We start from the raw sequence: 14,962 nt of genomic DNA, 5'->3' as shown, positions 1-14,962 counted from the left end.
CCTTACAAAGAAGCAACTATTTTTACGTCTTCCATAATTGTGTTTTAATAAACTCTCTTAAACAAACATCCATTTAAAAAAGTTGATTTTTTATTTGATCAACAATTTTACGATACAGTTTAGTATGCTCTTCACTAGGCTTAGCAACAAAAATAGGGATCCCCTCATCTGAAGAAAATCGTAAAGCTGCATCAAGCGGTATTTCCGCTAAGAAAGGGACTTCTCGACGTTCCGCTTCTGCCCGTGCACCACCATAGCCAAAAATATCATAGCGTTTTCCCGTATCAGGAGCGATAAAATAACTCATATTCTCAATGATTCCTAAAATAGGAACATTGACTTTCATGAACATTTCTATTGCTTTACGCGCATCCACTAAAGCAAGGTCTTGGGGCGTAGAGACAACCAACGCACCTGTTAATTGTACCTGTTGTGCAAGCGTTAGTTGTGCATCCCCTGTACCGGGCGGCATATCAACGACTAAAACGTCCAGAGGTCCCCATAAAACGTCTCGTAACAATTGCGTTACCGCTGCCATAACCATAGGACCACGCCATACTACCGGCTTTTCTTCCTCAACCAAAAATCCCATCGACATCAATTTAAGTCCGAATTTTTCAAGAGGTTGAATTTTTTTTTCTCCAATGAGCTGTGGTTTTTGATTAACAAGTCCTGTCAAACGCGGCAAAGATGGACCATAAATATCAGCATCCATCACCCCCGTCTTGAAACCAGAATCTTGTAAAGCTAAGGCGATATTTATTGCCATCGTCGATTTTCCGACCCCTCCTTTTCCAGAAGCAACAGCAATCACATGCTGCACACCTTCTATGGGCATTTTGATCGGTAAGAGATTTGCTCTCCGTCTAGGTGCTGCCTTTGTTGTTTTTTCTGCTGTAAGTGTGACAACAACAGATTCCACTCCCTCCAAAGCACATACCATCTTTTCAGCAGAACGACGCAATGATTCCCATTCTTGCACACCTCCATCAGGAACTGTAATGGAAAAAAAAACCTTACCATCAGCAATCAATATTTCTGAAAGAAGCCCCAACGACACAATATCACTTTCAAGATCTGGTCCTTTGATTTTACGTAATACGTTGCGGACAGCCTCACTTGTAATAGAATCCACGTTCTTTCCTCTCTATAAAAATACCAGCAAATATAAGCATAAGAACGAAAAATACTTACAGGTTCATCACCTGATAATTTTCTACTTTACTCAAAATTATAAAGTATAAATTACTTATATCTTTTCTCTTTAAAAATATGAAACCATCCTTAAATAAAGAATCTCAAACATAAAATCTGCTATAAAATCCTATCAATCGTGTTTGTCTACAACCACTTTAATGAATGTTCTGATAAAAATTTTGTAAAAACAAAAACTGAAAAAATTTTTTAATATTAAAGGATACTTTAAATTGAGTATACAATAATCAGTCATACTTTCTTTAATTCTTTAACGCCCTAGTCATTTATTTTCTATAAACTCAATCGTTATTTCTGACACTCTTACAGTATCGTAAAAAAAGTATCACAGACAATTATAAGGTGTTTTGTATTCTTTCAAGAGCCAGAAAAACAATCTAAGATTGACTTTTTTTATATTTTTCCTTATGGGTTAACAGCCGTATGATATGATAAAATCGTTCATCTCGCGCATAACTGCTCATAAAACGAAGATTAAGAAGGGCCGCACTCCGCGGTATTTAAATAAATGAAACGTACTTACCAACCCTCTAAACTTGTCCGTAAACGCCGCCATGGGTTTCGTGCACGCATGGCTACAGCTGGAGGACGTAAAGTTATTGCTGCAAGACGTGCTCGTGGACGTAAGCGGCTCTCTGCTTAACCATTTAAATTTTCACAACCGTTGAGGATTGCTCACCATTTCTTCGTTGTGAAACTTTTGTTATGAACCTCTAATGCCTGCTTGCAGGCATTTAGTGAAATTGCGAAATGTTCTTTTATGAAGAAAAAACATCCCTGTCGTATTCGCAAAAGAGCAGACTTTTTGGCTGTCCGTACAGGAGAAAAGCGGCGTGGTCCTTTATTTTTGCTCGAAGTTAAATCTCGTGAACAAACAACAGAAAGAAAAGATTCTCTTGTTGCACGTGTAGGCTTCACTGTTACTCGTAAAAACGGTAATGCTGTGAAACGTAATCGTATCAAAAGGCGCTTGCGTGAAGCCGTAAGAGTTGGTGTAACAAACCACATGGAAGCAGGAACAGACTATGTCATTGTAGCATATCGTGATGCGTTACATGCGCCTTTTACATCCTTAATTAGTGAATTAAATCGGCGAATAAAACCAAAAATAAAACATCAGCAACAACAACAAGGGTGTACGGATGGAATATAACCGCAATTTCTTTATCGCTATTGGCTTATCTTTCGTAGTGCTCATCGCATGGCAATTTCTTCATGTTGCTCCCAAACAAGCAAAGTTACAAAAACAACAAGTCATCGCACAGCAATTGTCAAAACAACAATCAACCCTTTCTACTACCCCGACGAATTTTTCTGACGATACCTCAACGCATCAAGCAACATCTATCATCGAACAGCCAATGACACCTGAAATCCGGAAAGCTGTATTGGCCAAAACAAAGCGTATTGCGATCAAAACCAATGAACTGGAAGGCTCTATTAATCTTGTTGGTGCACAATTTGATGATCTTCACCTCAAAAAATATCGTTTAACAGTCGATAAAAAATCACCGGAAATCGATTTGCTGAATCCTAAGGGTTTCAAAACGACTTACCTTGCTGAATTTGGTTTTGCAAGTGCATCTTTACCAGCAAAAGCTTTGCCACAATCGGATACACAATGGCAAATAGAGGGAAACAATACAATCCTGACTCCTTCAACACCCATCACTTTAATTTATAATAATGGACAAGGACAGATCTTCCGGCGTATTCTTTCTGTTGATGATCATTTCATGTTTACCATTGAAGATTCTATCAGCAATGAAAGTGATCAACCAATATATCTCTCATCCTATGCCCGCGTTGCACGTGCAGCACCACCAGAACATACAAATGCAACCTATTTACTTCATGAAGGTATGATAGGTATTGCAGGAGATTCGCTCAAAACTGAAAAATATAAAACCTTAGCAGAGCTTGACCCGAATCCTGATAATGGGCAGAAAAGTATGACTTTCTCCAAAGTAACAGGAGGTTGGATTGGTATTACCGATAAATATTGGGCTGTAGCAGTTATTCCCCCGCAAAATAAAGAATATACAAGCCGTTTTATTTATTTTGATCGTTTGCAAACGCATTATCAGTCTGACTTGCTAGGATCGCTTTTAACGATTGCTCCAAATGAAACAAAAACTATTACAAATCGGCTTTTTGCTGGTGCAAAACAAGTTGAAATTATTAATAACTATCAAAATGATCTAAAAATCAAAAAGTTTGCTCTTTTAATTGACTGGGGTTGGTTTGATTTCATCACCAAACCAATGTTTTCTCTCATTGATGTTCTTTATAAACAAACAGGAAATTTTGGTATCGCCATCCTTCTTGTCACGGTGCTCTTAAAAACTCTTCTTTTTCCTCTAGCCAATAAATCTTATAAATCTATGGCACGCATGAAGCTTTTACAACCGCGGTTGCTAGAAATAAAAGAAAAATATCCCGATGATAGAACCAAGCAACAACAAGCAATAATAGAACTATATAAAACCGAAAAAATTAATCCCCTTGCTGGTTGTTGGCCAATGTTGGTTCAATTCCCAATATTCTTTGCTCTTTATAAAGTTCTCTATATCACCATTGAAATGCGCCATGCCCCTTTCTTTGGCTGGATTAAAGATTTAGCGGCACCCGATCCAACTTCTCTTTTTAACTTGTTTGGTCTCTTGCCATATACAACGCCAACATTTCTTCTGATTGGTGCATGGCCTTTGATTATGGGAATAACGATGTTTTTACAAATGCGTATGAATCCTGCTCCTCAAGACCAAACCCAAGCGATGATATTCACATGGATGCCTGTTGTCTTTACTTTTATGCTCGCCTCTTTCCCTGTTGGTCTCGTCATCTATTGGGCATGGAATAATATATTATCAATTATTCAGCAAGGTATCATGATGAAGCGCCAAGGAGTTAAAATTGAGCTTTTTGATAATCTGAAAGCCATCTGGAGAAGATCACCCAAAAAAGAAGTGCATGAATGACAAGAGATTCTTCCCTTTCTGGAATTTTTTCTCGTAATTGGATTTTTATTCGTGGTGTACCAGCAATACGCTTTCTCCCCCCCGAAGGACCACCAGAAATTGCATTTGCAGGACGTTCCAACGTTGGAAAATCATCTTTAATCAACGCACTCGTCCAACAAAAAAGCTTAGCACGTACCTCAAATACACCAGGACGGACTCAAGAGCTTAATTATTTTGTCCCCGATGGATTCAGTGGGCAACTAGGAGACCTTCCCCCTCTAGCATTAGTAGATATGCCTGGTTATGGTTTTGCTGCTGCTCCTAAAAATCTTGTTGATGCGTGGACAAATTTGATTTTTAGCTATTTACGGGGGCGCACAACGTTAAAACGTGTATATATCTTGATTGATTCACGGCACGGAATTAAAAATAATGATGAAGATGTTCTTGCTCTCCTTGATAAAGCAGCTGTTTCTTATCACATTGTTTTGACAAAAAGCGATAAAATCAAATCAAATGCCTTGGAAAAATTAATTATGAGCACACAAACAAAGCTTCTTAAACGCCCAGCAGCTTATCCTGAGCTTCTTGTAACCTCTTCAGAAAAAGCTATCGGTTTAGAAGAATTACGTGCTGCCATTTTGCAAACCATCGCATAAGAGAACAATTCCTAGTCATTAACAATTTATTAATTATAATTACTAGCAGCTACTAATGATCTTGTACTTCTAGTCAAGCATCTTTATAAAAATGATTACTTGAAAGAATTCTCTTCAACTCTATTTGATAGTGTAAATTATGCTGACACTTTTTCACTCTCCCCTATCCGCTGCCTCGCGCTTCATACGCCTCATTCTTGGGGAATATGGTGTAACTACTCAACTGATTGAAGAATATGAATGGGCAAGAAGACACGAATTTCTAGCCCTCAATCCCGCTGGTCATGTTCCTGTTTTTCTCGATGAACACGAGGTTCCATTATCAGGTCCTCTTGTTATCTGCGAATATTTAGACGAAACACATGGAAGTTTACGACAAGAAAATAAGCTCTTTCCGGAAAATCCTTTAGATCGTGCGGAAGTACGCCGTCTCAATGACTGGTTCTTAAATAAATTCGAAAATGAAGCAACGCGCCATATCGTACGAGAACGAATCCATAAACGTGAAATGCCACTTGCCATTGGCGGTGGTGCTCCTAATTCACAAATTTTACGCAATGCACGTGCCAATATTTTACCACATATGAACTATCTCAATTGGCTCTGCGCCTCTCGCGATAGCTTAGTCGGTTCTGCCTTGTCCTATGCAGATCTAGCAGCAGCAGCCTCTATTTCTGTGCTTGACTTTCTAGGGGAAATTGACTGGGAACAATTTCCTGCTGCCAAAGACTGGTATATGAGAATTAAATCACGCCCTTCTTTTCGTTCTCTTTTAACAGATCGCGTCCGCGGAATTGTTGCAAGTGCTCACTATGCAGATCTTGATTTCTAGCCTTCTCTCACAAACAAAAATAAAAGTGATATTCTATCTAAAGGATATTTATAGGTTTATGAATTTTTATGCATGCGTATAAACAATATAATAATACATTGATTTATGATCGCATTAAACAGAGAATAAAACCCATTATAATTGAATCACAAAAATCACTTTCTTATCGTGTCACAAAAAAGATCAGCACAGGGATAAAAAATACTTAAGAAAGGATTTTAAAGACTCTCTTTAAATACAAGAACTGTAGCATCATTGGAAGCTAGGCAAATAAAATAACAATACTTAACGCATGTTATACTCCATTCTTCCCAATATATGAAAAAACGCATTGCATAATATATATCCTATTTTCTCTATAATAAACAAAGCCTCATCATGCGTTTTTACAACATAACAATTTTTTCAACTGACTTTCCTAAAAGATGAAGAATCCGCCCAACTCTCGTGTGTAAACAATCCAACTTCTTGTTAGCCCCTTTTTTTTACTCCTTTTTACGTGATTTTATTTATGTATAACATATTGATATACAATGATAAATAATCGTTTTCTTATGCGTCACAAATGGAATTGATGAGTGAAAATGACTAAGTGCCAAGAATTGTTAAAACATTAAAGGCTAACAAAACGTATGATAATGCTGATTTGCTCTATTCATGAAGCATAAAGATAGTGGCGCAAAATAGATTTTATATTATTCATCGATACTCTCTCGTGATACCACTCACGAGCACTATCATAAAATAAGTTTAGAAGAATTGATAAATATATTTCTTTAAGAAAAGCGCATGAATTGACAATATAGGTCTATTTTGTTTGGAAGATCTTATTTTGCATGAAGAACGCTCCCCTTTAAAGAACGAAAGAAACAAAAGCGTAAAGTAATACACAATCTTCATTAGGTTTCATAAGCAAACCTTACTTAAGAATATTCATCACACACTCTAACGAAAAACATCTCTATTTAAATTTGTAGATCTTATATCACTTGCTCTAAACGACAGTGTTTTACAGCACAACAAGATAAATTAAAGCAGGAAAAAAATTTTCTATAAAGAAAAAGAACCATTGGAAAGAAGGCAAGAATTTGCCTATACTGCACAGTAAAATATCATAAGGAGATAAAAATGCGCCTTACAGTTGTTGGTGCAAATGGAAGAATGGGACGTGAACTCATTACAGCAATCCAGCAGAGGAAAGATGTAGAGCTTTGTGCTGTTCTTGTACGTAAAGGCTCACCGTTTGTAGGAAAAGATGCCAGTGCATTAATTGGTTCAGATTCTCTTGGGATTAATATCACTGACAATCCCGAAAATGCCTTTTCTAATACAGAAGGTATTTTAGATTTTTCACAACCAGAAGCCAGTATTCTTTATGCTAACTACGCTGCTCAAAAAAGCCTTGTCCATATTATTGGCACCACAGGATTTAGCAAAACAGAAGAAGAAAAAATTGCAGATTTTGCGAAATATACAACTATTGTCAAATCCGGGAATATGAGCCTTGGAATAAATCTTTTAGCCAACCTTTTAAAGAAAGCCGCTAAAGCATTAGAAGCCGATGATTTTGATATCGAAGTTTATGAAATGCATCACGCTAACAAAGTTGATGCTCCTTCTGGAACAGCCCTTCTTCTTGGCCAAGCAGCAGCTGAAGGGCGCAATGTTATGCTTAAAAATGTGCGTGTCAACGAACGCAATGGTCATATAGGTAAACGCAAAAAAGGCACCATTGGCTTTTCCTGTTCACGTGGTGGGACAGTTGTTGGAGAACACAGTGTCATTTTTGCTGGTCCCAATGAGCGCATTGTTCTTTCACACACAGCGCAAGAACGCTCTATCTTTGCCAATGGCGCATTAAAAGCAGCTTTATGGGCACAAAATCATGAAAGCGGTCTTTATTCAATGTTCGATGTTTTGGGATTGAACGATAAATTTTAAACAATCAATAGAATAGAGGCAATTTATAATGGGACGCATACTTACACTAATTCGTCATGGACAAAGTGAATGGAATCTCAAAAACCTTTTTACCGGTTGGAAAGATCCCGATTTAACAGAAAAAGGTCATGCAGAAGCGATAGCAGCAGGAAAAAAACTGAAAGAATATGGTTTGAGGTTTGATATCGCTTATACATCTGCCTTACAGCGAGCTCAAAAAACCGCTCAGCACATTTTAGAGCAAATGGGACAATCAGATTTAGAAGTGATAAAAAATCCTGCATTAAATGAACGTAATTATGGTGATCTTTCTGGTTTAAATAAAGATGAAGTACGCCAACAATGGGGGCAGGAGCAAGTGCAAATGTGGCGCCGCTCCTATACGATTGCGCCGCCGAATGGAGAAAGCCTACGCGATACCGGTGCGCGCATCTGGCCTTATTATCTTTACCATATCCAGCCTTATATTTTGCGCTCCCAAACTGTTTTGATCGCAGCACATGGAAATTCTCTTCGTGCTCTTATTATGGCGCTTGAAGGTCTCTCCGGTGAGGAAATTATATCTCAAGAATTAGCGACCGGCATTCCTATTATTTACACATTTAATCCGGATTCAACAATTTTATCAAAGACAGTCCTCACACCTTAAACTTCTAAAATCATGATCTCCCTTAAAAGTTCAATGCTATCGTTTTAAGCTGAAAAAATAAATTCTATAATTTTATTGACAGAGTTGCTTCGTGCGCTTAGATGAATTTTATAAGCCCAGATGGCGGAATTGGTAGACGCGCAGGTTTCAGGTACCTGTGCCGTAAGGCGTGGAGGTTCGAGTCCTCTTTTGGGCACCATACTCTTTTTTATCCAAAATAATTTATTGATTTTCCATATATTTTTTACAGTGAGGGACGCGTAAATAAAAGTGAGGGAATAGGATTTTGCAACACGTCTCTCTAATTATTACGAATCAAGAGTTCTTTTCGGGGTGGTTTTTTAGCAAAACCAGAGGTCCAAAGGGTCTCTAATTCTAAAAAGTCAAAATCCTTAAAAATCTCTCGAACCGCATCACAATCATTGAGACTCAAGACAAATTTGCCTTGTATGCTTTTGAGAACTTTTGCCATACTCACAAAATCATCTTCAACAAAATTCCCAGAGCTATAACACTTCTTCTTCACAAGATAAGGCGGGTCTAGGTAAAATAAACTGTCGGGTGCATCAAATAGCTCGATAACCCGTTCCCACGACAAATTTAAGATTGTTGTATCAAGAAGCTTCTGTCTAACACGTCTCATCCTTGATAACAGCTTTTCGGGATTAAATGCTATAGGCTTTTTCCTTCCAAAACTAAAAGAGACATAATCTTTTTTCCCATACATCACACAACGTTGGAGAAACAAAAAACGGGCAGCTCTTTCAACTTTGGAAAGGCTTTCTGGTTCAATCGCCGCAAGTTCAAAAAACAACTGTCTTGAACAAACAAACCACTCCAATCGTTTAGCTAAATCATCAAAGTCATTTTGAACGCATTGAAACAGATTCGTGATCTCTCCATTCAAATCATTAATGACAGAATATTTTGCTGGTTTTTTATTTAGGAAAATAACACCAGAGCCTAAAAACGGTTCAACATAGGTTTCGTGGTCAATATTATTTAAAATCGGTATAATTTTCTTACGCAGATAGTGTTTACCACCCATCCACGCAAACAATGTTTGTGTAAATTCTTGTTTCATCATATTTTTAAAGGAGAGATTTGATATCTAACTTTTTGTTATCCATCTTTTAAGATGTGATAAGATATTATCGAGTGCATCCATAAGGCGGGCAAAATCAATAACAAACATAAAGACAATGAAGGCAATCCACTTCATAAAGCGTGACATCATCTTTAAGCCTTGATAGGTCTCTATCATCTCGTGAAGGAGCTGTTGTTCTGTTTCTGTAAGACCTTTATCTTTGCTGCTTCGTTTCTTGACCATCTTTCCAACCACATAAATGGGCTCCCTGCTTGTTATGCTTCAAAATATCTCTTGCAAGGTTGGAACTGATGACCGCAACATCCTGATTATCCAAATAAATGGGCAACCAGCCACCACAAGAAACAGACCTATTTGCCGCGCACCCAACGAGAAAGTTCAGAGCGCACACCAGCATCACTTTTTCGATTAACTTCATTTTCTACCTCAAGACGGGTTGTTGCTGTCTTTAAAGCATTCTCTGTTTGCTTTTGCCGTTCGCTTTGCTTGCCAAGCTGAAACGCCTTGGCTAAAGCCATAAAAAAAACGGCTAAAGCCGCTGTAAACATAAGAGAATATTTCTTTAGCCAAAAAATCATAAGCGTTGCTCCCCAAACCGCTTGGCAACAATCACTATGCCCGTTACAGCCGCTAAAACCATGATGCCTGCTAAAGCCCATTGCACCGGACCATTGCCTGCTAACAAGCCTCCAAACCCCGAACAAGACCCTATAATCGGGGCAAGTGCTTCTATCTTTAAAAGACCGCTTGCTNAACAAGGTTGACTTGCGAAAAGCAGCTGTTCCTACATTATAGCAAAATGAGACCAATGCCGCGAATTGGCAATCCGTTAACGAAACCGTCACCGATTCCTCTACCGTCTTCTCAAATTGCTTTAAGTCTTCACAAAGGATTTCTTCTGCTTGCTTTTGGCTAATACACATGCCTTTTTTGACAAGGGGGTGACCCGCATTGCTGGTGTGACCATAACCAATCGTCCAGATACATGCCGTGTCTCTATATGCCTCTAAACGCAAACCTTCCCATTGTTTGATAAGCTCTAATCCTTCTTTCGATATCTTTCTCATCTGACGCTCCATAAAAAAAGCCCCACAAAAGTGAGGCGGCATAAAAATGTTTTCTTATGATCTCTATTGGCTATGCTCTTTGATCAGCTGCTCGACTTCTTCAACACGAAAGCCAAGTTGAAAGAGCGGCGCATAGTCGCTTTCCTGTAATTCATACTGACAACGCTTTTCTACAAAATCACCATTTAAATCAAACGGCATGGTTGTTGTTAGACAAACCTTATGCGTGTCATCTTCAATCCCCTCTTCTCCCTCTCCAAGCTCTTTAACAAAAACCCAATAAAAACGTGTTGCTAAAAGATTCCCTAGCCTTCTTACTGTTTCAACTTTGTCAAAAGAAAGCATGTTCAGATAATCTTCTTTGCTATTTAAATGTTCTGGATAATCTATCATCTCTCCCTCCTAAACAAAATGACGCGTATGGCTACATCCACGCGCCGCAACTTGTTCATTTCCACCATTGACGATCATGGCGGCTCGAGTAAAACGCCCATTATCCGTTGTATTACTCCAGCTACCACCCCCTAACAATGCTCTCATTTCAAACGTATTTTGCGTACGGCTTATGGGTATAGGAAACGTGCCCGATAAAAATTGCCAAACATAACCGCAACCATCCTCACAACCGATATGCGAGATCATTCGACGATTCGCCGTATCCTTATATCCACCTGAAACCTTAGAGGTTGGTTCTTTCTTGCCAACAATATGTGTCTTTTCATTGCTTCCATACATAGCAGAAGCAAACGCTTCATCACTCAGTAAAGATTTTTTAACACGCGCCATATCTGTTACATGTTCGGTATAATTACGGTTTGTTGTTATATTGGTACGATACATTGATTTCGTATTTTCACCCGTCCCTGATTGAAGATAAATATCAACCCAAAGATCTTGCAAAGGATCATAAACCATACCTTCTGGTGAACTATGCGGGCGGTGATTGAGACACCAAACTGAATTGGGTAAAATATCCCCTGCCCTATAACCAGACAAGGGGTGACCGGAAATCGTACCAACATCCGCACAGAGCGTATGAAACCCTCCTATCTTTCGCGAATTACTCACTGTGTAATCCCTTGGATACGTAGAGTTTTCTGATAAAACAAATTTATGAGACTGTCCTCCATCAGAAACCAAATAAACATAATAATCCTTCCCCGCCGAAAGAGAAGGAACGCTTATTCTTGTATCTACCGTATAACTTGCAACCAAAGTATCATTGCCTAATGCCAAAGTTATGCGTGTTCCTTTTTTCACGGTTAATTGCGCTTTGCCTGTCGCTACAAGAAACGGTGTGGAAATTGAAAAAACCGTTAAATTGGACTGTTTCAGTAAATTGTTTACCTCTTCCGCTAGCGCTTTTGCCTGTGAAGCTACTGTATGGGCTGTTGTTGCCGTTGCTAGGGAACTCTTGATCCCTCCAAGCTCTTGTTTCGTCGTATCGGCTGTTTTTTTGGCTTCTTCTGCTGTCCTTTTCGCTCTATCGGCTACTTCCTTGGCTTTTTCGGCTTCGCTCTTGGCTTGATAGGCTTGTGAATCTGCCGACTCGGCTTTTTTCTTGGCTTCTTCTGAGTACATCCGCGCTAAACTTACGGGGGCTTTAAAATTCTCAACCACTTGGTTGATATCGATAACCCTACTCCTCGCAGACGAGGCTATTTTCTCTGCATTTTCTGCCTGATTGCGCGCTTGCGTCGCATCATGTCTTGCATAACCAGCAGACTCCTTGGCTTCCTTGGCTATTTTTTGTGCCTCTTCCGCTTCTTCTTCTAAAGACGCGGCTTTCTTACCCGCTGTTTCGGCTGCCCTCTGCGCCTCTCCTGCTATATATTTTGCATTACTCGCTATTTCCTTGGCTTTTTCTACTTCATTCTTGGCTTCATACGCTCGTGAATTGGCTGCTTCTGCTATTTTCTTGGCTTCCTCGCCTGCCGTTTCTGCTAAACTTGCTATAGTCTTAGCGTTATCTGCCACTTCCTTCGCGTTGTTAGCTGTACTACTAGCATTATAAGCTATATTTTTCGCAGATTCTGCCTCACTACGAGCTTGCCTCGCATCATTTTCGGCATAAACAGCTTTCTGTTTGGCTTCCTTCGCTGTTTTTTCTGTCTCTTCTAGCTTGTCTTCTAAAGATGATGCTAAAGACGCTGCCTTTTTACCCGCCGCTTCTGCCGCTTTCTGTGCTTGTTCTGCTGTATATTTTGCACTATTAGCTATTTCCTTGGCTTTTTCGGCTTCGCCCTTAGCTTGATAGGATTGTGAATCTGCTAATTCCGCTTTTTTCTTGGCTTCGTCTGCATATGTCCGTGCTAAACTTGCTATAGTCTTAGCGTTATCGGCTACTTCCTTCGCGTTGTTAGCTGTACTCCACCCTTGATGAGCTGTGTTGCCTGAATTTTCCGCTATCTTCTTGGCTTCGTCTGAATACATCCGCGCTAAACTTGCTATAGTCTTAGCGTCACCTGCTACTTCCTGAGCTTTATTGGCATTACTCCATCCTTCATGAGCTGTACTTTTTGCCTTTTCTACCTCACTGCGCGCTTGTGCCGCCTCATGGTTAGCATAACCAGCTGTCTGTTTGGCTTCTTTCGCTATCTTTTCAGCTTCACCCGCTACTGTCTCTACCTGTGATGCCTTCTTTTGTGCACCATCAGCTACCTTCTTTGCCTCGTCCGCTGTCGACTTCGCACTATTGGCTAATTGTTTTAGACCATCCAAAGCACCTTTCGTTTCTTCTGCTACCTTCTCTACTGCTTCCGCTTTACGCTTCGCCTCTTGTGCTATGCCCTTCACCGCTTCTGCATTCACCTGCCCTGCCGTCTCTCCTGAACGCGCCGCAGACTCTGCTACCGCTTTCGCTTCCAAAGCTATTCTAGAGGCTTCTGTTGTGCTCTGTTGGGCTTGCTCCGCTTTCGCTATTGCACTATCTGCTGCACTTTTCGCTTCTAAGGCTGTCGCTTTGGCGCTCCTTGCTTCTTCTTTTGCTTCTTCTGATAAGCTTTTTGCACTAGAGGCGGTTTGACTTGCTTGTTCACTCGTGGATTTCGCTTCAATCGCAACAGTCTCTAAATTTTCTACTTTAGATTTCGCATCGCTAGCCTCTTTTACAGCTTGCTCTACTTTCGCTGTCGCCTTATCAACGGCGCTTTTTGCTTCCTCCGCCAAACCCTTCGCCTCAGATGCCGTACTCTTAGCTTCTCTTGCTTCTGTTAATGCTGTAGTCGCTGTAGATTTTGCTTCATTCGCAACTGCCTCTACACTTTCGGCTTTAGCCTTTGCTGTTTCTGCTGTCTCCTGTGATGCTGCTGCCAACCGTTTTGCTTCTTCTGATAATGTTTTAGCTGCCTCAGCACTCCCTTTCGCATCATTGGCTATACTAGATGCCCCGCCCGCTGTTGTTTTCGCAGAAGTCGCTTCTCTTAATGCCTGTTCTGATGCCTTTTGCGCCTCTGTAGATGCCGTATTCGCTTTTTCCGCTAAACTTTTCGCCTCTTCTGACGTGCTTACAGCTGCCTCTGATTGTGATTTGGCTTCTCTTGACTCCGTTAATGCCTTCTCTACTGCCGTTTGTACTTGAGACGCTGTTTTTGTAAGTTCTCTAACAGAAGATGTCGCCCGTTCCGATAAACCTTTTGCTTCTTCTGCAATATCCTTGGCATCATCGGCTGCCTGTTTGGCTCCATCTGCCTTTAGACTTGCTTGCATGGCTACAGTCTTAACTTCATGACACGTTGCTACCGCCGTCGCTGCTACTTGCGTCGTCTCTGTTGCTGTTTGTGAAGCTTCTCTTGCTGTTTGTTCTGCACGCGTTGCAATGGTCTTCGATTCATCGGCTAACCTCTTGGCTTCGGTCGATAAATTAACAGCATTCTCACTGCTCTGTTTGACCTCTTCAAAACGTTGTAATGCCGTAGAAAGGGAACCTTTCGTACTATTGATTTCCCCTGTAGCTCTATCAACTGCTGCTTTTGTCTCTTCTGCCATGCGCTTCGCTGCATCAGAAGTATTCTTGGCTTCTTCTGCTAAGCCATTGGCTGTATCCGCTGTCTCTTTCGCAAGGCTAGCCGTTGTCGTCGCTGCTTTAGCTTCTTCCTTCGCTTCATGAGACGTCGTAAGCGCTGTTGTCGCTGTTTGAACTGTTTTCGTCACTTCGCTAAGCGCTTGTTCCGAAACCCTCTTCGATTCTTCTGCAACCTGTTGCGCGCCATTCGCACGCGACATGGCTTTTTCTGCTTCTTGACGTGCATTAACAACCTGCTCTAACGGCGCAAAGGTTTCATACGAATACAAAGATGCCGTCCCTAAAAGCTTCGGAACAACAACGCTGTCTTGAGAAGTTCCTGCTATCATTTCTTCTTTCGTTGCAACAGGTATCAAATATTCATGTTCATGATCGGGTATCTTCATCTGTTTTCGTCCTCACATCATTCAGAGTACTTCGTCTAATGAACACTCTTTCAAATCTTCAAACTCTTCTCTTAAGGTCTCTAAGCGCTTCTCTAAATCTTTCAGTGAACCATCAAGC

At 40.3% G+C, this 14,962-nt stretch carries 13 protein-coding genes, 1 tRNA gene and 1 pseudogene; 8 read left to right on the top strand and 7 right to left on the bottom strand.

The window, feature by feature from the left end; all coding sequences use genetic code 11:
• Positions 1–73: 73 nt before the first annotated feature.
• Positions 74–1,135: an Mrp/NBP35 family ATP-binding protein gene (locus tag ACFIME_RS08765; protein ID WP_375633241.1), complete on the bottom strand. Its 1,062-nt coding sequence runs from the start codon at positions 1,133–1,135 to the stop codon at positions 74–76.
• A gap of 588 nt (positions 1,136–1,723) precedes the next feature.
• Here ACFIME_RS08765 and rpmH point away from each other — a divergent pair.
• The 8 genes from rpmH to ACFIME_RS08725 all read left to right on the top strand — a co-directional run bounded on the left by rpmH (position 1,724) and on the right by ACFIME_RS08725 (position 8,458).
• Positions 1,724–1,858 carry a 50S ribosomal protein L34 gene (gene rpmH / locus ACFIME_RS08760; protein ID WP_005864709.1) on the top strand — a complete coding sequence of 45 codons (135 nt, stop codon included), beginning with the start codon at positions 1,724–1,726 and terminating at the stop codon, positions 1,856–1,858.
• A 117-nt stretch (positions 1,859–1,975) separates the two neighbouring features.
• The gene (gene rnpA, locus ACFIME_RS08755; RefSeq protein WP_015856278.1) at positions 1,976–2,368 is read left to right on the top strand and encodes a ribonuclease P protein component; all 393 of its coding nucleotides are present in this window, start codon (positions 1,976–1,978) and stop codon (positions 2,366–2,368) included.
• Positions 2,358–4,196, top strand: a complete 1,839-nt coding sequence (gene yidC / locus ACFIME_RS08750; RefSeq protein WP_375684811.1) for a membrane protein insertase YidC — start codon at positions 2,358–2,360, stop codon at positions 4,194–4,196. The genes rnpA and yidC overlap by 11 nt, the downstream gene beginning before the upstream one ends.
• Positions 4,193–4,837: a ribosome biogenesis GTP-binding protein YihA/YsxC gene (gene yihA / locus ACFIME_RS08745; protein ID WP_375652905.1), complete on the top strand. Its 645-nt coding sequence runs from the start codon at positions 4,193–4,195 to the stop codon at positions 4,835–4,837. The genes yidC and yihA overlap by 4 nt, the downstream gene beginning before the upstream one ends.
• Positions 4,838–4,976: 139 nt before the next feature.
• Entirely contained in the window at positions 4,977–5,669 is a 693-nt protein-coding gene (locus tag ACFIME_RS08740; RefSeq protein WP_375662659.1) for a glutathione S-transferase family protein, read from the top strand.
• A 1,128-nt stretch (positions 5,670–6,797) separates the two neighbouring features.
• Complete coding sequence (dapB, locus tag ACFIME_RS08735) at positions 6,798–7,610, top strand: 4-hydroxy-tetrahydrodipicolinate reductase (RefSeq protein ID WP_375684810.1); 813 nt, start codon at positions 6,798–6,800, stop codon at positions 7,608–7,610.
• A gap of 28 nt (positions 7,611–7,638) precedes the next feature.
• Complete coding sequence (locus tag ACFIME_RS08730; protein WP_375633246.1) at positions 7,639–8,259, top strand: 2,3-bisphosphoglycerate-dependent phosphoglycerate mutase; 621 nt, start codon at positions 7,639–7,641, stop codon at positions 8,257–8,259.
• 114 nt (positions 8,260–8,373) lie between these two features.
• Positions 8,374–8,458: transfer RNA gene (locus tag ACFIME_RS08725), tRNA-Leu, on the top strand.
• A gap of 102 nt (positions 8,459–8,560) precedes the next feature.
• Here ACFIME_RS08725 and ACFIME_RS08720 read toward each other — a convergent pair.
• From ACFIME_RS08720 to ACFIME_RS08695, 6 genes and pseudogenes are all read right to left on the bottom strand, one after another.
• On the bottom strand, positions 8,561–9,346 hold the full coding sequence (locus ACFIME_RS08720; protein WP_375684809.1) for a DNA adenine methylase: 786 nt from the start codon (positions 9,344–9,346) through the stop codon (positions 8,561–8,563).
• 24 nt (positions 9,347–9,370) lie between these two features.
• Entirely contained in the window at positions 9,371–9,601 is a 231-nt protein-coding gene (locus ACFIME_RS08715) for a hypothetical protein (RefSeq protein WP_375635146.1), read from the bottom strand.
• 116 nt (positions 9,602–9,717) lie between these two features.
• Complete coding sequence (locus tag ACFIME_RS08710; RefSeq protein ID WP_375611041.1) at positions 9,718–9,945, bottom strand: hypothetical protein; 228 nt, start codon at positions 9,943–9,945, stop codon at positions 9,718–9,720.
• Positions 9,942–10,434: pseudogene (locus tag ACFIME_RS08705) on the bottom strand (lysozyme). The gene ACFIME_RS08710 and the pseudogene ACFIME_RS08705 overlap by 4 nt, the downstream one beginning before the upstream one ends.
• Positions 10,435–10,497: 63 nt before the next feature.
• Complete coding sequence (locus ACFIME_RS08700) at positions 10,498–10,827, bottom strand: hypothetical protein (protein WP_375683532.1); 330 nt, start codon at positions 10,825–10,827, stop codon at positions 10,498–10,500.
• Positions 10,828–10,836: 9 nt separating this feature from the next.
• Positions 10,837–14,844: a hypothetical protein gene (locus ACFIME_RS08695; protein ID WP_375684808.1), complete on the bottom strand. Its 4,008-nt coding sequence runs from the start codon at positions 14,842–14,844 to the stop codon at positions 10,837–10,839.
• Positions 14,845–14,962: the final 118 nt, after the last annotated feature.

Source organism: Bartonella sp. AP1QHHD (genome assembly GCF_042196265.1).
GTDB lineage: Bacteria > Pseudomonadota > Alphaproteobacteria > Rhizobiales > Rhizobiaceae > Bartonella.
The sequence above is the reverse complement of the archived record's forward strand: the minus strand, read 5'-3'. Positions and strand labels throughout refer to the sequence as shown.